The sequence below is a fragment of the Micromonospora pallida genome, assembly GCF_900090325.1.
Classification (GTDB): Bacteria; Actinomycetota; Actinomycetes; order Mycobacteriales; family Micromonosporaceae; genus Micromonospora; species Micromonospora pallida.
Map to the genome: position 1 here is coordinate 3,996,125 of NZ_FMHW01000002.1, position 20,149 is coordinate 4,016,273.

Consider the following 20,149-nt stretch of genomic DNA (forward strand, 5'->3'; position numbering starts at 1 on the left):
CATCAACACAAAAGGTTGCAGCAGGTATCAAGTCGACAACCTTCCGCTACCTTAGGTCTTCCTTAAGCCCCTGGCCGGCTGGTTCACTACTCGCGCCATCCACGTCAGTCGAACCGCGGGGGAGCCCTGACCCATGCCCGACCTGAACCCCTCCCGGCGCGCACGGCGCGTCGCGTCCTGGGCGCTCGTAGGCGTCCTCGCCGGTGTCGCCCTGGCGGCCGCCCCACCCGCCGCCGCCAACCCACGTAAGCCGGTCCAGGCGACCGAGACGGCCCCTGCGGCCCCCATCGTCACCCCGCCCAGCGGACCGACCACCATCGGGGTAGTAGCCGAGTTCAGCGTCACCAAGGCGGGCGGCGCCAGCCCGTACGCGTACCGCTACCAGCTCAACGCCGGACCGCCGGTGCAGGTGCCGGCCAACGCCAACGGCACGGCCACCATCTCCGTCAAGCCGACCCGGTTCACCAACACGCTCACCGTCTACGGCCTCTTCGCGGGTGGCGTCTTCGGGGAGAGCGCCAACATCACGTTCAACTCCAATCCGGCCCCCATCGCTCCCGACGCGGACTTCACCGGCGACGGAGTCGCCGACCTGCTCACGGTCGGCGGCACCCACACCCTGCCCGCCGGGCTCTGGCTCGCCACCGGCGGCGGCACGGCCGGCGTCGACCCGATCAGCACCAACATCGGCATCCGGGGATACGGCGTCGGCAGCAACGACCCCGCCGACTTCACCGGCAGGCAGATCATCACCGGACGGTTCTTCGGTGAGTCCTTCCAGGACATCCTCGTCTACCACCCGACCGGCAACAACGCCGGCGGTGCGACCATCCTGCGCGGCACCGGCGACGGTTCACCGCTGCACCCCCAGCTCAGCGGCAACCAGCAGCCCATCGACCCGGGCCAGTTGCTGGACGAGTACGGCAACTCGCCCCGCCAACTCGTCAACGCCGGAGACACCCGCCGGCTCGGCGGCGACTGCCCTGACCTGATGGGGATCAGCGGCGACGCGACGAACGGGCACCACCTCACCTACTACCCGAACTGGTACGCGCCCGGTGCCTACTACCTCGTCATCCGGACCACCGCGCTGACGCCGACCGGCGGCACCGACTGGAACAACTGGACCATCGCCACCACCCAGCTCAGTGGCGGCACCGCCATGTTCCTGTGGAACCGCAGCACCGGCGCACTGCACCTGTGGACGGACCTGACCTTCGACGAGGGCACCGGTCAGCTCACCTACACCGCATACGACCTGGCTGCGAACTGGAACACCAACGCCGACATCGACCTGCGCGCGGCCGACATCGACGGCAACGGCACGCCCGACCTCTGGACGGTCGGCGGCGCGGCCTTGGTCACCCCGTGGCTCGTGTCGAACCTGACCACCGCCGGCAGCGGCACGGTCACCGCGCAACCCGCCCAGACCCTGGTCACTCCCAGCCAGCCCTGACAGTCCGGGCGAGCCTGGGCCAACCTTGAGGGCTCGGATGAAATGACGGGGGAGGACGGCTGGCCGTCCTCCCCCGTCCGCTCACCACCGTGCCCGCGCCCCGGCCGGTCGTCGGTGAACGGCCCGGGACCCCGCAGTCGGGACGAACTCCGGAGGTCGCACGGCGTTTCCGTGCCTGCCGGACCCGCCCGGTCAGTCCGCGCCGACCACCATGACGCTGGCCTCCTCGTCACCGAGGGCCGCGACGAGCTGTTCCAGCGTCGCCGGTCCCTCGTGGTCGAGGATCAGGACCGGACGCAGATCGTCACCGCAGGGCTCGCCCTCCGGGCTCAGGGCGGCCCGGTGACCGGGTCCCGGCAACAGCCCCGCCTGATCGGCCAGGGCCGCCGGGTCGATCCGGATCTCGCGGCGCAGCACCGTGACTCGGCCGTCCGGGATCTCCTCGAGAGGCAATTCCGCGACGAGCCGGCCGAACTCCTCGTCCCGGTGCGCCCCCGAGTCCACGATCCGCTGCCGGGAGGTCACCAGCCGGACGACGAGCCGGTCGCCGGTGACCTCGACCCGCGCCCACAGGTCCATGGGTAGCAGGTAGAACACCCCCTCCTCGCCCTCGTGGCCGTAGTTGAACAGGTCGCACGCCAGCCGTTCGTCGACACCACCCCGGGTGTCCACAGCGAGCACGATATTCGGCTCGGCCGGCTCGGACAGCGGTAGGGCGGTCACCCACATGCGCGCCGAGTCGTCACCGAAGAGGGGCGTGGGGAGGCTCATGCGCGTATCCAACCAGGGCCCTCTGACGGGTTTCCGCACCTGGAGCCGGTGGCGCTCGCCGTCCGCTGTCGGACCACGCCGCTACGGTGCGCCCCATGATCGAGCGACCGAGCCAGCAGTGGTACGACGAGGTCCGGGACCAGCGGAGCAGGATCGCGGCGGGCACCCTCGCCGAGGCCGACGCGTACGCCGTGCACCTCTGGCCGGAGGCGTTCACCGCCGCCGTCGACGCCGCCCTCGCAGCGTACGAGGCGGAGGTCCGTTCCCTGGTGTCCCCCACCGACGAGCAGGTCTTCGCCTCGGTCGAGCGCGTCGTCACCGCGTTGAACGCCATCGACGAGCCGTACGGAGCGATCGAGACCGGGGAGCGGGAAGAACTCTGCGAATACGTGGACGCGGTCCTGACCGCCGCTGGCGTCGACGTCGGGGAACTGACCGCGCGGCACGGCCTGCACCGGTTCGAACTGACCGACCGGTGGCGCGACTGGTGAACCGGTGCACCCCTGCCAGGAGCGGCCGGACGGGCGTCGACTAGGAACGTCGCATGCCCCGCTACCTGCTCTTTCCCGGCCGCCATCACCTGCTGACCCGGTTCCAGGCGGATTACCTCCGCCGCCTCGCCACCGAAAGTGACGACACCGCGACCGACGGCCGTGGTGGGGCGGCCGATGAGACGGCTGACGACGGGGTCACCGTGGTCTGGGCGGTCACCTCGGCCAACCACGAGAACACCCGACGCAACCCGGTCCCCTACCACCGACGCGAGGCGGCGATCGAGCGGTTCAGCGTGCTCGCCGGGCTCCGGTCGGTGGTGGTGCCGGTGTTCGACACCGCCGCGACCGACCGGTTCGCCGAGGTGACCCTGAAGAACGTGGCGGCGGTCACCGGGCTGGAGCTCACCCCGGCGGACACGGTGGTCGCCTGCTCGACGCCGGAGGTCGCCGCGATGTACGAGCGGCTCGGCTTCGCCATCGCCGGGGTGGAGGCCGACGTCGAGCCCGCCCCGGCCCGACCGTGGGACGTGCTGCTCGGGCTGGCTGCCGGCGACCCGTCGTGGCGGGAGCTGGCCCATCCCGCGACCATCGACGTGTACCGCCGCTACCGGCTGGACGACCTGGTCCGAGCGGTGGTCAACGACCCGGTGGTCGGCGACGAGGGCGGCCTGACCGCCACCCGGGACTACCGGGCGTACGCGGAGGCGTTCGCCGACGCAGCGCAGCGCAAGTGGTCGGCGGTACGGGAGCACGTGCGGCCGGGACGGATCGTCGACGTCGGCTGCGGCGCGGGCGCCGTGCTGGAGCTGGCCGACCGGGAGCCGGCGCTGCGGGAGAGCGACCTGATCGGCGTCGAGGTGGCCCGGCACCTGTTCGAGGAGTGTGTGCACAAGAAGGCGCAGGGCTTCTTCACCAACCCGAACGTCTTCTTCTACCGCCGCAACGTGCTCGGCGGGGCGGTGTTCGCGCCGCGCTCGGTGGACACCACGCTGACCTTCGCGCTGACCCACGAGATCTGGTCGTACGGCGACCGGATAGCGTCGCTGCGCCGGTTCGTGCAGGCCATCTACGACCACACCGTACCCGGCGGGGTGTGGATCAACAGCGACGTGTGCGGGCCGGACGGCCAGGACCGGACGGTACGGCTACGCCTGTCGACGACCGACGGCGCCAACCCGCCCACGCCCCGCACCGACCTGACCTCGCTCTCCCCCACCGAGGTGGCGACGTACGTGGGCACGCTGTCCACCCGGGCCCGGCTGGACCAGTTCGCCGTCGACTACCGGTTCCCGTTCGCGTACCGCCCCGTCACGGACCCGACCATCGCGGACCCGGCTGGGACGAACCCGGCCGCCGCGGACCCGGCTGGAACGGACTCGACCGTGGCGGACCCGGCTGGGACGGACTCGGCCGGGACGGTGGTCGAGCTGACGCTCGGCGACGCGATGGACTTCCTCACCCGCAAGGACTACACGGACAACTGGCTGTCGGAGACCCAGGAGCAGTTCTGCGGCCTGGAGTACGCCGACTGGAAGGCGCTCCTCGCCGACGTCGGCTTCGAGGTCGACCCGGCGAGCGGCCCGACCCGCAACGACTGGATCGTGACCAACCGTCTCGCCCCGGTCGCCGGGCTCTCCGCCCCGGACGGCCGGCCGTTGGACTGGCCGGTCACCCACGTCTTCCTGGTCGCCCGCCGGCCGGTCAACACCTGACGGGTGGTAGCAGGGGTCCCCTGTTACCGCTTTCTTTCGTGCAGGGGTCCCCTGCTACCACCCCGGCGGCACCCACCCCTGCTACCACCCGGCGACGCGCGCCGGGCAGCCGCCACCCCGGGCGGCCTCCTCGCCGTACGGGGCGATGAAGACCTTGTCGGCCTCCCCCACGGTCTGCGCGTCCAGCGCCCGGGTCACCTCGTCGACGCCGAAGAACGCCGGCCGCAGCCGGTCCAGGCCGAGGGTCGGCAACAGCCCTACCGCGCGGTGGTGGGTGTATGGGTTGATCACCGCGCCGACGATGGTCAGTTCCCGGGCGAAGATCTCGTTCGGGCGGATCCGCGCCTCGTCCTGCGGCCGGGCGACCCCGAAGACCAGGATCCGTCCGCCCCGGCTGGCCATGCCGAGCGCCGACTCCAGCACGCGCGCCGAGCCGACCGCGTCGACCACGGACGGGAAACCCAGGCCGCCGGTGAGCTCGCGGGCCGCGTCCGCGCTGCCCGGATCGCCCGGGTCGAGGGCCACGTGAGCGCCCATTCGCAACGCCAGGTCCCGCCGGTCGGCGCGGGGGTCCATCACCACGATCGGGGCGAGCCCGCGCGACCGGGCCAGGGCCACCATCATCGCCCCGGCCGGGCCGGCCCCGTAGACCAGCACGGGCAGCCCGGAGCGGGGATCGAGCTGGTCCATGCCGTGCACGCAGCAGGCGAGCGGCTCGGTGAGCGCCCCGATCCATGGCGGGGTCTCCGGCGGCAACCGGTAGGCGATCCGCGCGGGCAGGACCATCCGCCCGGCCATTCCGCCGTCGAGGCGTACCCCGTAGCCGCGCTTGTGGTCGCAGAGGTGCTCCTGCCCGAGCCGGCAGTACACGCAGGCGGTGCAGTAGTCGTGCGGTTCGACGGTGACCAGGTCGCCGGGAGCGAGCGCGTCCACCTCCGGTCCGACCTCGACCACCCGCCCGCAGACCTCGTGCCCGAGCACCACCGGGAACGCCGCCGGGAAGCTCCCGCCGACGATGTGGCTGTCGGTGCCGCAGACGCCGACGGCGAGCGGGGCGATGGTCACCTCGCCCGGACCGGGCGAACGGGTCGGCACCCGCTCGGCACGGACGTCCCCCGGGCCGTGGCACCGTACGGCGAGGACGGTGTCAGTAGGCGGCACGTAGCAACTCCTTCAGTCGTCTGATGTGCGCCCGCGCCGCCTCCCCGGCGGCGTCCGGGTCACCGGACCCGAGCGCCTCGAAGATGGCCTGGTGGTCGGCGACCGCCTGGGCCATGCCGCCGGTGAGGCTGGTGGACCGCATCGCGATCATGACCCGGCCCTGCACGCCGTCGAGCATCCGCATCAGCACCGGGCTCTGCGCGGCCAGCCGGATCTCCCGGTGGAACGCCGCGTCGAGTTCGATGTGCCGGGCGAAGTCGCCGGCCGCGGCGACCTGCCGGTGCTCGGTGAGCAGGGCGAGCAGACGGCGGCGCAGCGCCGGGGTGTACCGCTCGGCGGCCAGCCGGGCCACCGCCCACTCCAGGGCCTCGCGGGCCTCGTAGAGGCTGACCAGTTCCTCACCCTCGATCCGGGCCACCACCGCGCCCCGGTTCATGGTCTCCCGGGCCAGGTCGTCGGTGACCAGGCGGATCACCGCGTCTCGGACCGGGCTGCGGCTGACCTGGAACTCCTCGGCCAGGGCCGGGACGCTGAGCCGGGCCCCGGGGCGCAGTTCCCCGGAGATGATCCGGTCCCGCAGGGTCCGGTAGATCAACTCGCCCACTCGCTCGCCGGTCTGGAGGTCGGCGTCCTGCGGGGTCACCGGCATCGTCAGGGCCGACGGCCCCGACGGGGAATGTGGCGTCACTGGTGTCCTCACTAGTGTGGCTCGGGCCCGTCCGGCACCGCGGCGAGGAACGCGGCGGCGAAGCCGCGGTAGTTCGCGGCGACCGTCGCCACCGCCTGGGGGCGGGCCAGTTCCCCGGCGAGCAGCCCGCGCAGCGCGTCCCACCAGATGCTACGCCCGATAGCGAAGCCGGTGAATCCAGCGCCGGCCGCGTCGGCCAGCCAGCCCTCGACCTGCCGCACGGGCGCGCCGGCACCGAGCAGGATGCACTCGCCACCGGCGTCGGCGGCGATCCGGGCGGCGGTGCGGTAGTGCTCGGGCTGGTCCAGGTGCTCCAGCTTCCAGACGTCCACCGGGACCTCGTCGAGCAGTTCGGTCATCGCGCGGTGCACCAGGGCCGGGCGCAGTTCCCGCTCGTACCGTCCGCTGTCGCCGCCGACCGCGTCGAGCTGCGCGGACGTGGGCGGTACGAGCAGCTCGAACAGGAACCGGCCCCCGGTGTCGCGGACGGCGGCGGAGACCTCGGCGAGCCGGGCGCGCTGCACCCGGTTGCCCTCGGCGTCGCCCTCCACGTTGTAGCGCACCAGGACCTTCGGCAGGTCGGGCCGGTGGTGGTCCAGGTAGGACTTCAGGTCCGCCGGTTCGGTCTCGTAGATCTCGCAACCACCCCGCTCCACCGGCATGCTCACCGTCACCCCGTGGGCGCGGGCCCGTTCGGCGACGCCCGGGCCGAGGGCGTCGTCGACCAGGATGCCGGCGGGCGCGGCGAGACGTGGCTCGTCGGCCAGCGCCGCGAGGAGTCCCTCGGCCACCATGTGCTTGCCGTCGCAGATCGCCGCCCGCTGCTCGGCGGTGGCGGTGCCGGTGTGGCCGTAGAGCGCCTTGGTGAGCCAGGGCCGCTGGTCCACGGCGAGGATGAGCAGGTGCCGCTGGTTCATCGGGCGTCCTCCGAGACGATGCAGGGCTTGAGGTAGTCACCGGCGACGAAGCGGGCGAACGCCTCGGGCAGGTCGGCGAGGGCGAGCGGCACGGTCAGCCGGTCCCGCAGGGCCGCGCCGGAGTTCCGTAGCAGGTCCCAGTTCGCCTCGACCTCGCTGGTGGGGAAGTAGAACGAGCGGATGGTGAACAGGTCGGTACGCCGCCAGCGCGGCGTCGCCGGCATGGTGTACGGCTGGTCGGACTCGCCGAGCGCGATCACCGCCCCGCCGGGGGCCACCACCCGCTGCGCGGTCTCCCGGGCGGCGGTGACCCCGCTGACCTCGATGACCAGGTCGTACTGGTTCTCGCTTTCCAGGTCCTCGGCAGCCCGCGCGCCCAGCGCGACGGCGGTGGCGAGTCGGCCCTCGTGCGGGTCGGCGGCGTCAACGGCACCGATGCCGAACGCGCGGGCCACCGAGATCACCCCGAGGCCCAGCGGACCGGCGCCGACGACCAGCGCCCGGTCCACCCCGTCCGGCTGGGCGCGCTGCCACAGCCGCAGCGCGTGCGCGGCGGTGCCGACGGTGTCCAGACCCAGCACCGCCGTGGTCAGCGGGACGTCGTCGGGGACCGGGAGCAGACAGCGGGCGGGTACGTCGACATGTTCGGCGAAGCCGCCGTCGCGCTGCCAGCCGATGAGCTGGGTCAACCGCAGGCACTGGTTGGTACGCCCGGCCACACAGCGCCGGCAGGTGCCACAGAAGACCGGGATGTAGACGATGGCACGGGTGCCGGTGGGCAGGTCGACCCCGGCGCCGACCTCGACGACGGTGCCGCCGATCTCGTGTCCGGGCACCACAGTCGAGCCCGAGCGCAGCAGCCGCTTGTCCGAGCCGCAGAGGGCACAGACGTCGACGCGCAGGCGTACCTCGCCCTCGGCGACCGGGCCGAGGGTGACCGTGTCGAAGTCGATCCGACCGTCGCCCGGGAACCGGGCACGGACGCTGGTGGACGTCGTCACTTGACGGCACCTCCGGTGATTCCACGCACCAGCCACCGCTGCGCGAAGATCGTCAACAGCAGGGCGGGCACTGAGATGAGCGTGCTGGCAGCCATCAGCCCGCCGAAGTCGTTCGAGCCCTGGCCGATGAAGTTGAACGCGATGACGGTCAGCGGCAGGGTCCGGTCGTTGGCGAGCGCCAGGGCGAACAGGAAGTAGTTCCAGGAGAAGACGAAACTGAGCGTCAGCGCGACCGACAGACCCGGCAGGGCCAGCGGCAGGACGACGGTACGGAACCGCTGCCACGGGGAGGCCCCGTCGATGAGCGTGGACTCCTCGATGCTGATCGGGATGTCCTCGAAGAACGGGATCAGCAGCCAGATGCAGAGCGGCAGCGTGATGATCAGGTGCGCCACGATGAGCAGGGCGTAGTTCAGCCCGGTGTTCGACGGCGCGTCGATGCGGATGGAGAGCACGAACAGCGGCAGGACGAAGAGCACACCCGGTGCCATCCGGGCGAGCAGGGTGACGAAGCCCAGCGTGGTGAGCTGCCGCCGGACCACCACGTACGCGGCGGGGGCGCCCAGCGCCAGGCCGAGCAGCGTGGACCCGCCGGCGACGACGAGACTGTTGACGATGTAGCGGCCGAACTCGAACCGCTCGAACAGGTTGGTGAAGTTCTCCAGGGTCAGCGGCGAGGTCACGTCGAACAGCGAGCCGGTGATGTCGACGTTGCGCCGCAGCGACGACCAGAGCATGAACAGCACCGGACCGAAGAAGATCACGGCGAAGACGGCGTACGCGGTGTAGACGCCGACCAGCCGCTTGCCCGTGTTCACTTCGCGGCCCTCCTTCGTACCAGGGTGAAGACACCGGCGATCAGGACGACCAGCACCAGCAGGGCGATCTGGAGGGTGGCGGCGTAGCTCGGCTCCTGGTCGACGAACGCCTCGTTGTAGCCGTACACGTTGAGGGTGTTCGTGGCGTCGACCGGACCGCCCTGGGTCATGATGTAGATGGTGTCGAAGAAGCGGACGAGGTCCACGGTGCGCAGCAGCATCGCGACGGTCAGCACCGGCCGCAGCAGGGGCAGTCCGATGTTCCACGCGGTACGCCAGCCGCTGGCGCCGTCGATGGAGGCCGCCTCGAACGGCTCCTCGGGCAGCGACCGGATCCCGGCGGCGATGATCAGCGCCATGAACGGCGTCCACTGCCAGATGTCCACCAGGGCGATCGACCAGGGGGCGATCTCCGGGTCACCGAGCCAGACCACCGGGTCGATCCCGATCACGGCGAGCAGTTCGTTCGCCGCGCCCAGGCTCGGGTCCATGATCAGCAACCAGAGCAGGCCGACCGCCACCGACGCGGTGATGGCCGGGATGAGCATCATGCCCTGGAAGATCCGCCGGCCCGGCACGTCGAGGCTCATCACGTAGCCGAGCGCGAGCCCCAGCAGGGTCTCCACGAACAGGCAGACCACGAAGAGGAAGAGGGTGACCTTCAGCGAGTTGTAGAAGGCCGGGTCGGCGAACATCCGGGCGTAGTTGTCGAAGGCGAGGAAGCCCGCGTTCGTGCCGTCGGACTGCCGGTCGGTCACCGACAGCCAGACGGTGTACCCGATCGGCAGCAGGACCAGCAGGGCGGTGACCACCGTGGCCGGCACCACGAAGGGCCAGATTCCCCGGGCCGTCGGGTGCACGGTGCCGCGTCGGCGGCGTGCCCCCGCCCCCGTCCGGCCGGAGCGGGACGGGGGACGGACGCACGTTTCGTGATGGTGTCGGTGCTCATGGGATACCTACTCGGTGTTCTTCGCCAGCAGCGGGGTGAGGCCGTCCTGGATCTCCTTGGCCGCGTCCTCGGCGCTGGCCCGGCCGAGGATCACCTTGCCGACCGCGTCGCCGATGACCTTGCGCATCTCGGCGGCGGCAACACCGACCGGCCCGACCTCGGTCTCGCCGGTGGACTGCGCCTTGGTCAGCGCGGTGTTCCACTGCTTGAGGGTCTCGGTGTTCAGGGTGGCGGTGTAGGCCGGGTCCTCGGTGACCGAGGTGCGCGGCGGGGCGATGCCGGACTTGGTCAGCTCCAGCTGGGTCTCGGCGCTGGTGGCCCACTGGACGAACTTCCAGGCGGCGTCCTTGTTCTTCGAGAACGAGGAGACGGCCAGGCCCCAGGAGAGCACCGTGGTCTTCGAACCGGCGGAGCCGGCGGGGAAGTCGAGCACGCCGATGTTCTCGGCGACCTTGGAGGTCTTCGGGTCGACGATGCTGCTCAGCTCGTTGCTGGACTCCAGCTCCATGGCCGCGTTGCCGGCGGCGAAGAGAGCCGAGGACTGGGTGAAGGTGTTGTTGACCACGCCGGGCGGGCCGTACTCGCGGGCCAGGGTGGCGTAGCGGTCGATCGCGGCGATCGCCTTCGGGTCGTCGAAGTTCGGCTTGCCGTCGGGCTTGGTCCAGGCCACGCCCTCGGAGTGCAGGAACGGGCCGAAGGTGAACGGCAGCGCGGCGGACTGCCCGCGCAGCGCGATCGGGGTGACCTTGCCGCCGGACTTCTGCTTGATCTGCTCGGCGGCGGTGGTCAGCTCGTCGAGGCTGGTCGGGGGCTTGACGCCGTACTGCTCGAACAGGTCGGTGCGGTAGTAGAGCACCACACCCTCGACGTTGATCGGCGCGGCGATCATCTTGTCGTCGACGGTCATGCCGGCGCGGACCGCCTCCGGGAAGTCGTCGACCTGGTAGTCGGCTGCTCCACTCGCCCGCTCGTCGAGCGGCTCGTAGTAGTTGGCCTTGGCGAACTGCGGGCCCTCCCGGGAGGGCAGCGTCATGAACACGTCCATCGACGAGCTGCGGGACTGGAGGTTGAGCTGCACCTTGTCCCGCATCTGCTGCTCGGCGAAGGTCTGCACCTTCACCGTGACGCCGGACTCCTGCTCGAACTCGTCGATCAACGGTTCGATGGCCCGCTGCCACGGGTGGTTGGACATGATCAGGTTGATCTCGTTGGCGGAGCCGGCGGAGTCCGAACCGCAGCCGGCGGTGAGCCCGCCGATCAGGGCCAGGGCGAGCGCCGTGCTCAGGTACCTGTGCCGCATGGGATGCCTTTCCGATTCGAGGGATGTCACTCGGTGACGAGGGGGGCGAGCCATCGGTGGAAGTCGTCGAGGTCGGCCGGGTCGGTGGTGCACCACTCCGGCGGTACAGGTCGGGTCCGGCCGGCGACGTCGGCCAGCGGCACCGGGTCGTACCCGGCCGCGTACGGGTCGGTGCCGGTGCGGTGCAGGCCGACCATGAGCCCGGTGGCCTGCTCGGCGAGCAGCCGCGCCGCGCGCCGGCCGGCCTCCGCCGCCTCCCGGCGGTCCACCTCGCTGGCCAGGGCGCCGGCCGACCGCTGCACCATGCCGAGGACCTCGCCCCGGGCGACGACCCCCAGTTCGGCGGTGACCAGCGCGGCCAGCCGGCGGGAGACGCCGCCCATCAGGATGCGGGTGTGGTTGACCGCGTCGAAGGGTTCGTCGGTCAGTTCACGGGCGGCGCCTTCGCTGGTCACCACGAACGCCCGGCCGTGCGCGTCGAGGGTGTCGGCGATCCGGCGGAGGAACTCCGCCCGGTCGAACGGCACCTCAGGGAGGAGGACCAGGTGCGGGGCGTGCGCCGGGTCTTCTCGGTGCCAGGTCGCGGCCAGTGCCAGCCAGCCCACCGACCGGCCCAGGGTCTCCACGATCCGCACCGGTTCGATCGACCGCATGGCCGCGTGGTCGCGGGCCAGATCCGGTACGACCGTGGTCAGGTACCGCGCGGCGGAGCCGAACCCCGGGCAGTGGTCGACGCCGACCAGGTCGTTGTCGACGGTCTTCGGGATGCCGACCGTGTACAGCGGCAACCCGGCCCGCTCGGCGCGGTCGGTGAGCGCGCCGAGCAGCGCCATAGTGCCGTTGCCGCCGATCAGTGCCACCCCGTCGACGCGGTGCTCGGCGAGCGTCGCCACCGCCGCGTCGAGGTCGTCGTCGGTGACCGCCCGGCGGCCGGCGCCGAGCCAGGAGCCGCCCCGGCGGGTCCACTCCGGCGGGACGTCGGCGAGGGTGACCGGAGTGAACCGGCCGTCGACGAGTCCGTCCGGGCCACCGCGCAGGGCGAGCACGTCGTGTCCTTCGGCACCGGCGAGGAAGCCGCGCAGGCTCGCGTTGACGACGCTGGTCGGGGCCCCGGTCTGGCCGATGAGCAGGCGCATGGCGATCAGGCCCCCGCCGGGCGGGTCGCCACGCTGAGGAAGCTCTGGAACGCCTCCAGCCCCTGCCGGCCGCCCTCGTAGCCGAGGCCGGAGTCGGCGAGTCCGCCGAACGGGATCCACGGGGTGTTCGGGGTACCGGTGTTGACGCCGACGATGCCGGCGCGCAACCGCGCCGCGACCGCGTGCGCCGCATCCAGGTCGGTGCCGCAGACGTAGCCGGCGAGCCCGTACCCGGTGGCGTGGTGCAGCGCCAACGCCGCGTCGAGGTCGTCGTAGACGTGCACCGGGGCGACCGGCCCGAAGATCTCGCTGGTCATCGCGCGACTGTCCATCGGCGCGTCGAGCAGGACGGTCGGGGTGGCGTAGTGCCCGGCGGCCGGGGTCGGGGCGTTCGGGGTGACCGCGCGGGCGCCCTTGGCGACGGCCTCGTCGACCAGCTCGGCCATCCGCGCCGGGTCGCCGGCCGGGGCGAGCGGCCCGAGGTCGGTGCCGGGATCCCGGGGGTCACCGACGGCCAGCGCCCGGGTGGCCGCGACGAACGCCTCGGTGAACTCGGCGGCCACCTCCCGGGCGACCAGGATCTGGTTCGCGGCGATGCAGGACTGGCCGTTGTTGCGGTACTTCGCCACGACCAGGGTCTGCGCGGCGGCCTGCGGGTCGGCGTCCGGCAGGACGACGAACGGCGCGCAGCCGCCCAGTTCCAGGACGGTGCGCAGGAAGCGGGGTGCCGCCTGGGCGGCCACCAGCCGGCCGACCCGGGTCGACCCGGTGAACGAGACCGCCTGCACGGCCGGGTCCGACAGCCACGGGTCGACCACGTCGGCGGGGGTGCCGAGCACGGTGGCGAGCACCCCGGCGGGCAGGTGCCGCTCGCACACGGCGGCGAGCACCAGCGAGGAGAGCGGGGCCAGCTCGGCGGGCTTGAACAGCACCGGGCAGCCGGCGGCGAGCGCCGGGGCGATCTTCCGGGCGGGGATGGAGACCGGGAAGTTCCACGGGGTGAGCACGGCGGCCACCCCGACCGGCCGGGTGGCCACCCGGTGCTCGTGCTGCGGCACCACCGTCAGCCGCTGGTCCTCCTGCCGCTCGACCAGGTCAGCCATGACCCGGAAGTAGGTGACGGTGAGCCCCAGCTCGGCGGTGGACTCGGCCAGCCGCTTGCCGGTCTCCCGGGTGATCAGGGCCGCCCAGTCCGGTCGGGTCGCCAGGGCCTCGACGTCGTCGGCGATCGCCCGCAACGCGGCGGCCCGCTGCGGCACCGGGGTCGCCGCCCAGGTCGGCAGCGCGGCGGTGGCGGCGGCGAGCGCCTCGGCGGCCTCGGCGGCGCCGCCGGTGACGACCTCGGTGAAGGCCGTCCCGGTGGCCGGGTCGACCACGGGCAGCACCGGCCCGGACGCGCCGGTCGGGCCGGCGCCGATCCGCACCGCGCTCTTGGCGGCCAGTACCTCGTCGACGATGGAAAAGTCGGTCACAGCTGCTCCTCGTACGGGTCGAGCTGGTCCGGATCGAGGTCGATCCCGAGACCGGGACGGGTTGGCACGACGACCGTGCCGTGGTCGGTCAGGAAGGCGTCGGCGGCCCGGCGCAGCGGGTTGGAGCGCACGTCCCACTCGACCAGGGACGTGGCCGGGCTGCTCGCGGCGACCTGCACGGTCGCGGCGGTGGCGATCGCGCCGTTGTAGAGGTGCGGGTTGACGGTCTTGCCCGCCGCCTCGCCGGCCCGCAGCACCCGCAGGTACTCGCTGATCCCGCCGACCTTGGTCAGGTCCGGCTGGAGGATCGCGACCCCGCCGGACACGTACGGGGTGAAGGCCGCCGCGCCGTAGAGGTTCTCCCCGGTGGCCAGGGGCATGCCGGTGCGGGCGGCGAGTTCGTCCAGTTCCGCCGGACGGTCCCCGGCCAGGGGCTCCTCGACCCAGGCGACGCCGAGGTCAGCCAGGGCCGGCACCATGGCCAGCGCCTCCGGCAACGTCCATGCCTGGTTGGCGTCGGCGAAGATCTGCGTGGCGTCGCCGAGGATCCGCCGGGCGGCGTGCACGTTGGCCAGGTCCCGGTCGCGACCGAAGCCGACCTTGACCTTCACCGCGGTCAGGCCGAGCGCCGCACACTGCTCGGCGGTCTCCGCGACCCCGTCGGGGCCGAGGCTGGAGCCGTAGACCGGCAGTTCGGTGCGGGGGTGGTCGGTGAGCAGCGACGCCAGGCTCCGCCCGGCGTGCCGGGCGGCCAGGTCCCAGAGCGCGATGTCGACCGCGCTGACCGCCTGGTGGATCGGGCCGGGAGCGCCCCACTGGCGGCCCAGCGGGCCGAGCTTCGCCATGAGGACGCGGTGCGCGGCCTCGGGGCTGCCCGGCCGGGTGCCGACCAGCAGCGGCGCGACCCCCTCGTCGATCGTGGAGACCCGCTCCCGCCAGGCCCAGGACGGGTAGTTGGCCCAGCTCTCCCCCACGCCGACCGAGCCGTCGGCGAGAACCACCTCGACCAGCACCATCACCCGGTGGGTCAGCGGGGCGAAGGACATCGCGATCAGCTCGTCGGGGCGGGCGCGGAACACCCGGCAGCGCACGTCGGCGACGGGGGCGTCGGGCAGTGCCCCGATCACCGGGGACGCACCGGTCGGCGTGGCGACGGTGGCCGCCTCGGCGCCCTCCCGCGCGGCCGCCCGGGCCACGTGCTGCAGATCTCCGCTGGAAGCCATGAGTCCTCTCTCACACGTGTGAAGAACTGCATGCAGTTCTAGCCGTCGTTCATCGAGCGGTCAAGAGCTGGAAACAAACCGGGGCGCCACGATCAGGAAACGAGGGCGCCGAGGTCGGACACCGCGCACCAGACCGGACAGACGTCCAGGTGGCGTCACCCGGCGTTGGTTGATCGACTCCGCGTCGGCGAAACCGGCGTGACCAAGCCGCCCGCACACCGCGACATCGGCAAACCGCCCGACCGGGCGCGGGCGACGGGCCGGCTACGACGGCGGCGGGACAGGCCGGCTAGGACGACGGTGAGCTGGCCCGGCCAGCGGTCGGACGGTGCGTGGTCAGACCGGGACGACGCGGATGCCGTTGCGCCGCACCGCCGCGGCGACCGGCTCGGGCAGCGGCGCGTCGACGACCAGGGTGTCGATCCGGTCGAGCCCACAGACCTGCACCGGCGCGGTGGCGGTCAGCTTGCTCGCGTCCACCAGCAGGACGATCTCGTCGGCGATCTCCATCAGGGCGTGCTTCGCGCTGAGCTCGATCTCGGAACGCACGTAGACGCCGCGTTCGTCGAGCGCGCCGGCGCCGAGGAAGAGCGTCCGGATCCGCAGCCGCCGGGTCAGGTCGCGGGCGGCGAAGCCGACCAGCGCCTGGTTGTCGTGCAGCAGTTCGCCGCCGATCCCGATCACCCGGGCCCGGGGCCGCGACAGCATGTGCCCCAGTACGGGCACCGAGTGGGTGACCACGCACCCGTCGAACTCCGCCGGCAGGGCGTGCGCGACCTCGGCGGCCGTGGTGCCGCTGTCGATGCCGATGGTGTCGCCGGGGCGCACCAGTCGGGCGGCAGCGGCACCGATGGCCTGCTTGGCGCGGGTGTGGGTCTGCGCCCGGGAGGCGAACCCGGGCCCGGCGGCACCGCCGGGCGGCAGGCTCACCCCGCCGTGGACGAGGGTCACCTCGTTGGCCTCGGCGAGTTGGCGCAGGTCCCGGCGGACGGTCATCTGCGAGACGCCGAGCTGGGCGCTGAGTTCCGCGACGGACAGGAAGCCGGCCCGGCGCAGCGCGGCCATGATCTGGGTGCGGCGCCGGGGCGCGCCCTCGTACCGAGCCGTCTCCACGCTCACGCCGGGCCTCCTGCCGATCGCCCTCACGGGTTCGTCGGCAGTTTAGAGCACCACAGGATCTGTTCGTTAGTTACCACGTGATGGTAGGTTCCCAACATCTTCTGGTAATCCTGGGGAGGAACCATGACCATCGCCACCGTGTCGCCGACCGTGCTGGCGCGTCCCTCCGGCGGCTACGCCATGCTCGCCATCGACCAGCGGGAAGCCCTGCGGGCGATGTTCGCCGCGAAGCAGAGCGAGCCGGTGACCGACGGGCAGATCACCGACTTCAAGGTCGCGGCGGCCCGCACCCTGAGCCCGTACGCCTCGGCGATCCTGGTCGACAAGCAGTTCGCCTGGGACGCCGTCATCGCCGCGAACGCCGTCGACCCCGGGTGCGCCCTCATCGCCGCCGCCGACCACTTCACCGGCAGCGCCACCGAGTTCGTCGCCGACGTGGCCATCGACGACGACGTCGACCCGGCCACCGTGCGAGCCCAGGGTGCCAGGGCCCTCAAGCTGCTCGTCCTCTGGCGCCCCGACGAGGACCCCGCCGGCCGGATCGCCCTGGTGACCGACTTCGTCCAGCGGTGCCGTACCAACGGACTGGTCAGCATCATCGAGCCGGTGTCGCGCGGCCCCCGCGACGGCGGCGCCTTCGATCACGACGCCGGCATCTTCGCCGCCGCCGAGGAACTCGGCACGCTCGGCGCCGACCTCTACAAGGCCGAGGTCCCCACCGCCGGGCAGGGCACCGACGAGGAGATCCGCACCGGCTGCGCCAAGCTGACCGAGGCCGTCACCGGGCCCTGGGTGGTGCTGTCGTCCGGCGTACCCGCCGAGCGCTTCCCCGACGCGGTACGCCTCGCCTGCCAGGCCGGCGCCTCGGGCTTCCTCGCCGGCCGCGCGATCTGGGCCTCGGTCGTCGGTAGCCCGACCATGGCCGACGATCTGCGGACCGTCTCGGTGGACCGGCTGCGCCGCCTCTGCGACGTGGTCGACGACGCGGTGTCCCGCTAACCCGGTGACCGGCCTCGGCGCTGTCCTCGCGGTGGTGGCGGTCGCCCTCGGGGCGGCCATGCAGCGCGCCACCGGGCTCGGCTTCGCGCTGGTCGCCGCTCCCTTCCTGGTCATCATCCTCGGCCCGTTCTCCGGCGTCGTGCTGGCGAACCTGCTCTCCGCCGTGATCAACGTCGCCGTGCTCGGCACCACCCTGCGTGCCCTGCACGGACGGCTGGCGGTCGAGATGATCACCGGTGTGGTGGTCGCCGTCCCGCTCGGCGCCTGGGTGGTGACCGCCCTGCCCGGCCCGCTGCTGCTCGTCGGCGTCGGCTCGGTCACCGCGGCCTCGGTCACCTGGGTCGCCCGCGGCAATCCGCTACCGTTCCTCCGCCGGCGGAGCGGCCCGCTGCTGTCCGGCTTCACCTCCGGTTTCTTCAACACCACCGCGGGCACCGGCGGCCCACCCCTGGCCGTCTACGCGCAGAGCACCAACTGGGAACAGCGCAGCTTCGTCCCGACCGTGCAGCTCGTCGGCCTGGTCACCAACCTGCTCTCGCTGGCCACCAAGGGCCCGCCGGAGCTGTCCTGGCCGCTGTTGCTGGCCTGCGTCGCGGCGATGGCCGTCGGGATCGCCGGCGGCCAGGTCCTGGTTCGTTGGCTGCCCGAGGACCGGGCCCGCCGGTGGGTCGTCGCCCTGGCACTGATCGGTAGCGTCATCGCCGCCGGAAAGGGAGTGACAGCCCTGTGGTAGTCGACACCGACGACAACCGCACGTCGGCCGACCCGCCCCGCCGCTGGCCCGGTCGGGTCTTCGACCGGGGCGTCGACCCCGACCCCCGGTTCAGCCTCGCCAACGAGCGGACCTTCCTGGCCTGGATCCGCACCTCGCTGGCCCTCTTCGCCGCCGGTGTCGCACTGGAGGCACTGACCCTGCCCATCGCCCCCGGACTACGCCGGGCGGCAGCCGTCGTCCTGATCCTGCTCGGCGCGGTGGCACCGGTCCAGGCGTTCCTCGGTTGGCTCCGCACCGAGGCGGCCCTACGGCTCGGCCGGAGCCTTCCGCCGTCGATGCTGGCGGTGCCGCTCGGGCTGGGCCTGGTCGTGGCGGGCGGGCTGATCCTGATCGGCCTCCTGGTGTGACCCGCCCGCCGGACGACGCCGAGCGGCGGCCCGCACCGCCGACCGGTGACGGTGGTCTCCAGCTCGAGCGGACCATGCTCGCCTGGCGACGTACCACAGCGGCGTTCCTGGTGGCCGCCGCCGTCAGCGCGCGACTACTCGTACCGCTGCTCGGCGGCTGGGCCTATCCCGCCGTGATGGTCCCGGCGCTGGCCGCGTGCGCGGTCGGCGTGGCCGGACGCGCGGTGCCGCTCCGGCACCGCCCGGCCACCACCGACCTGACGGCCGTCCGGCCCCGCCCCGGCCGGCTGGCCGCCGTCGCCCTCGGCACCCTCCTGCTCGGCCTGGCCGCCAGCACCGCCACCCTGACCACCCCCTGAACCTTGCCCCCCGCGTGATCGCGACATTGGCGGTCCCGCCGGCTTCATGATCAACATTGGTCGCGCCGGTCTTGGTGGCGGGTCAAGGCGGCGGGAGCTGGGATTCCGCTGTTCGGGCCGGTCGCTCCGGCGGGGGGATCCGGGCGGACGTTGCGGTAGGGCAACTACGATCCGGGAATGGTTCGCGAGGACGACATGCAGGACGAGCAGCGGTTGCGCCGCATCGAGGCGATCACCGACGCCGCCCTGACCCGGCTCGACGCCGCCGACCTCTTCGACGAACTGCTCGACCGGCTCCGTGACCTGCTCCAGGTCGACACGGCCGCCATCCTCCTGCTCGACGTACGTGCCCAGCAGCTCGTGGCCACCGCGGCCAAGGGGCTGGAGGAGGAGGTCCGGCAGGGGTTCCGCGTCTCGGTCGGCCGGGGCTTCGCCGGTCGGATCGCCCTCACCCGGCACCCGGTGGTCATCGAGGAGGTCACCCCGGGCCGGGTCGTCAACCCGATCCTGCTACAGACCGGAGTCCGGTCCCTGCTGGGCGTGCCAATCGTCGCACGCGACGAACTCCTCGGTGTGCTGCACGTCGGCACCCTCACGCCACGCCGGTTCACCCCGGACGACGTCCGCCTCCTGGAACTCGTCGCCGACCGGGTCCGGCTGGCCCTCCCCGCCCGCGCGAACAGCCTGGACCAGGCCGCCGCGCTGGCGTTGCAGCGCAGCCTGATCCCCGCCGAACTGCCCGAGATACCCGGTCTCGAACTGGCTGGCCGGTACGTGCCGGGTCACGCCTCCGGCGTCGGCGGCGACTGGTACGACGTTTTCTCCCTTCCCTCCGGATGGCTGGGCGTGGTCGTGGGCGACGTGTCGGGCCACGGCCTCCAGTCCGCAGTGGTGATGGGACGGGTCCGCAGCGCCCTGCGGGCGTACGCGCTGGTCTGCGACGATCCGGCGGAGGCGCTGACGCTACTCAACCGGAAGGTGGTCCACTTCGAGGCCGGCAGCCTGACCACCGCGCTCTACCTGATGATCTCCCCGGACGGTTCGACGCTGCTCGCCTCCCTGGCCGGCCACCCCCGCCCGGTCCTGGCCATACCGGGCCAGCCGAACACCCTGCTGCCCGCGCACGTCGACCCTCCGCTCGGCACCAGCCGACACGTACCACGGCACGCCACCCGGATCGACTTCCCACCCGGCGCGATCCTGGTCTCCTACACCGACGGGCTGGTCGAGCGCCGGGACGAAGTGTTCGACGTCGGCGTTGCCCGGCTGATGGCCGCCATTCCGTCAGCGTCCGCCGACAGCGTGTGCCGGACCGTGATGGCGACCCTCGACGTCGAGCATCCGGCCGACGACATCGCCCTGCTCGCCATCCGCAGGCTGCCCGATTAGGGCCACGTCAGGCGACGTTCACCCTGGCGACGTCCTTGCCCAGACGCAGGTGAAGTCCGCCGT

General features: G+C 72.4%; 20 protein-coding genes. 8 read left to right on the top strand and 12 right to left on the bottom strand.

Annotation, left to right across the window (positions count from 1 at the left end; translation table 11 throughout):
• Positions 1-133: 133 nt before the first annotated feature.
• On the top strand, positions 134-1,456 hold the full coding sequence (locus GA0074692_RS16160; RefSeq protein ID WP_091645495.1) for a hypothetical protein: 1,323 nt from the start codon (positions 134-136) through the stop codon (positions 1,454-1,456).
• A 192-nt stretch (positions 1,457-1,648) separates the two neighbouring features.
• Here the strand turns inward: GA0074692_RS16160 and GA0074692_RS16165 are convergent, their stop codons facing one another.
• On the bottom strand, positions 1,649-2,227 hold the full coding sequence (locus GA0074692_RS16165) for a hypothetical protein (protein ID WP_091645497.1): 579 nt from the start codon (positions 2,225-2,227) through the stop codon (positions 1,649-1,651).
• Between the two features lie 95 nt (positions 2,228-2,322).
• On the opposite strand from GA0074692_RS16165, the gene GA0074692_RS16170 reads away from it, so the two are divergent.
• Both GA0074692_RS16170 and GA0074692_RS16175 read left to right on the top strand, forming a co-directional pair.
• Positions 2,323-2,718, top strand: a complete 396-nt coding sequence (locus GA0074692_RS16170) for a hypothetical protein (protein ID WP_091645500.1) — start codon at positions 2,323-2,325, stop codon at positions 2,716-2,718.
• Between the two features lie 53 nt (positions 2,719-2,771).
• On the top strand, positions 2,772-4,433 hold the full coding sequence (locus GA0074692_RS16175; protein WP_091645502.1) for a class I SAM-dependent methyltransferase: 1,662 nt from the start codon (positions 2,772-2,774) through the stop codon (positions 4,431-4,433).
• Between the two features lie 81 nt (positions 4,434-4,514).
• Here GA0074692_RS16175 and GA0074692_RS16180 read toward each other — a convergent pair whose 3' ends face one another.
• The 11 genes from GA0074692_RS16180 to GA0074692_RS16230 form a co-directional block, all read right to left on the bottom strand.
• Positions 4,515-5,594 (bottom strand): alcohol dehydrogenase catalytic domain-containing protein, encoded by a 1,080-nt coding sequence (locus tag GA0074692_RS16180; protein ID WP_091645504.1) that lies wholly within the window; start codon positions 5,592-5,594, stop codon positions 4,515-4,517.
• Positions 5,581-6,237, bottom strand: coding sequence for a GntR family transcriptional regulator (locus tag GA0074692_RS16185; protein WP_176738472.1), 657 nt, complete (start codon positions 6,235-6,237; stop codon positions 5,581-5,583). The genes GA0074692_RS16180 and GA0074692_RS16185 overlap by 14 nt, the downstream gene beginning before the upstream one ends.
• 56 nt (positions 6,238-6,293) lie before the next feature.
• A complete protein-coding gene (locus tag GA0074692_RS16190; protein ID WP_091645509.1) occupies positions 6,294-7,199 on the bottom strand; it encodes a 2-deoxy-5-keto-D-gluconate 6-phosphate aldolase domain-containing protein in 906 nt (301 codons plus the stop codon).
• Positions 7,196-8,200, bottom strand: coding sequence for an alcohol dehydrogenase catalytic domain-containing protein (locus tag GA0074692_RS16195; RefSeq protein ID WP_176738473.1), 1,005 nt, complete (start codon positions 8,198-8,200; stop codon positions 7,196-7,198). The genes GA0074692_RS16190 and GA0074692_RS16195 overlap by 4 nt, the downstream gene beginning before the upstream one ends.
• The gene (locus tag GA0074692_RS16200; RefSeq protein ID WP_091645513.1) at positions 8,197-9,018 is read right to left on the bottom strand and encodes a carbohydrate ABC transporter permease; all 822 of its coding nucleotides are present in this window, start codon (positions 9,016-9,018) and stop codon (positions 8,197-8,199) included. Before GA0074692_RS16200 ends, GA0074692_RS16195 begins: the two co-directional genes overlap by 4 nt.
• Complete coding sequence (locus GA0074692_RS16205; protein ID WP_091645515.1) at positions 9,015-9,878, bottom strand: carbohydrate ABC transporter permease; 864 nt, start codon at positions 9,876-9,878, stop codon at positions 9,015-9,017. The genes GA0074692_RS16200 and GA0074692_RS16205 overlap by 4 nt, the downstream gene beginning before the upstream one ends.
• 96 nt (positions 9,879-9,974) lie before the next feature.
• Positions 9,975-11,267 carry an ABC transporter substrate-binding protein gene (locus GA0074692_RS16210; protein WP_176738474.1) on the bottom strand — a complete coding sequence of 431 codons (1,293 nt, stop codon included), beginning with the start codon at positions 11,265-11,267 and terminating at the stop codon, positions 9,975-9,977.
• Between the two features lie 26 nt (positions 11,268-11,293).
• Complete coding sequence (locus tag GA0074692_RS16215) at positions 11,294-12,403, bottom strand: diphosphate--fructose-6-phosphate 1-phosphotransferase (RefSeq protein ID WP_091645520.1); 1,110 nt, start codon at positions 12,401-12,403, stop codon at positions 11,294-11,296.
• A gap of 5 nt (positions 12,404-12,408) precedes the next feature.
• The gene (locus GA0074692_RS16220) at positions 12,409-13,875 is read right to left on the bottom strand and encodes an aldehyde dehydrogenase family protein (protein WP_176738475.1); all 1,467 of its coding nucleotides are present in this window, start codon (positions 13,873-13,875) and stop codon (positions 12,409-12,411) included.
• Complete coding sequence (locus tag GA0074692_RS16225; RefSeq protein ID WP_091645524.1) at positions 13,872-15,098, bottom strand: mandelate racemase/muconate lactonizing enzyme family protein; 1,227 nt, start codon at positions 15,096-15,098, stop codon at positions 13,872-13,874. The genes GA0074692_RS16220 and GA0074692_RS16225 overlap by 4 nt, the downstream gene beginning before the upstream one ends.
• Positions 15,099-15,434: 336 nt before the next feature.
• Positions 15,435-16,217 carry a DeoR/GlpR family DNA-binding transcription regulator gene (locus GA0074692_RS16230; RefSeq protein ID WP_091645526.1) on the bottom strand — a complete coding sequence of 261 codons (783 nt, stop codon included), beginning with the start codon at positions 16,215-16,217 and terminating at the stop codon, positions 15,435-15,437.
• Between the two features lie 123 nt (positions 16,218-16,340).
• On the opposite strand from GA0074692_RS16230, the gene GA0074692_RS16235 reads away from it, so the two are divergent.
• The 5 genes from GA0074692_RS16235 to GA0074692_RS16255 all read left to right on the top strand — a co-directional run bounded on the left by GA0074692_RS16235 (position 16,341) and on the right by GA0074692_RS16255 (position 20,086).
• Positions 16,341-17,216, top strand: coding sequence for an aldolase (locus GA0074692_RS16235; protein ID WP_091645528.1), 876 nt, complete (start codon positions 16,341-16,343; stop codon positions 17,214-17,216).
• Between the two features lie 4 nt (positions 17,217-17,220).
• Positions 17,221-17,949, top strand: coding sequence for a sulfite exporter TauE/SafE family protein (locus tag GA0074692_RS16240; protein ID WP_091645530.1), 729 nt, complete (start codon positions 17,221-17,223; stop codon positions 17,947-17,949).
• Positions 17,943-18,338, top strand: a complete 396-nt coding sequence (locus tag GA0074692_RS16245) for a YidH family protein (RefSeq protein ID WP_091645532.1) — start codon at positions 17,943-17,945, stop codon at positions 18,336-18,338. The genes GA0074692_RS16240 and GA0074692_RS16245 overlap by 7 nt, the downstream gene beginning before the upstream one ends.
• Positions 18,335-18,697: a DUF202 domain-containing protein gene (locus tag GA0074692_RS16250; protein WP_091645534.1), complete on the top strand. Its 363-nt coding sequence runs from the start codon at positions 18,335-18,337 to the stop codon at positions 18,695-18,697. Before GA0074692_RS16245 ends, GA0074692_RS16250 begins: the two co-directional genes overlap by 4 nt.
• 177 nt (positions 18,698-18,874) lie before the next feature.
• Positions 18,875-20,086: a PP2C family protein-serine/threonine phosphatase gene (locus GA0074692_RS16255; protein ID WP_091645537.1), complete on the top strand. Its 1,212-nt coding sequence runs from the start codon at positions 18,875-18,877 to the stop codon at positions 20,084-20,086.
• Positions 20,087-20,149 lie beyond the last annotated feature (63 nt).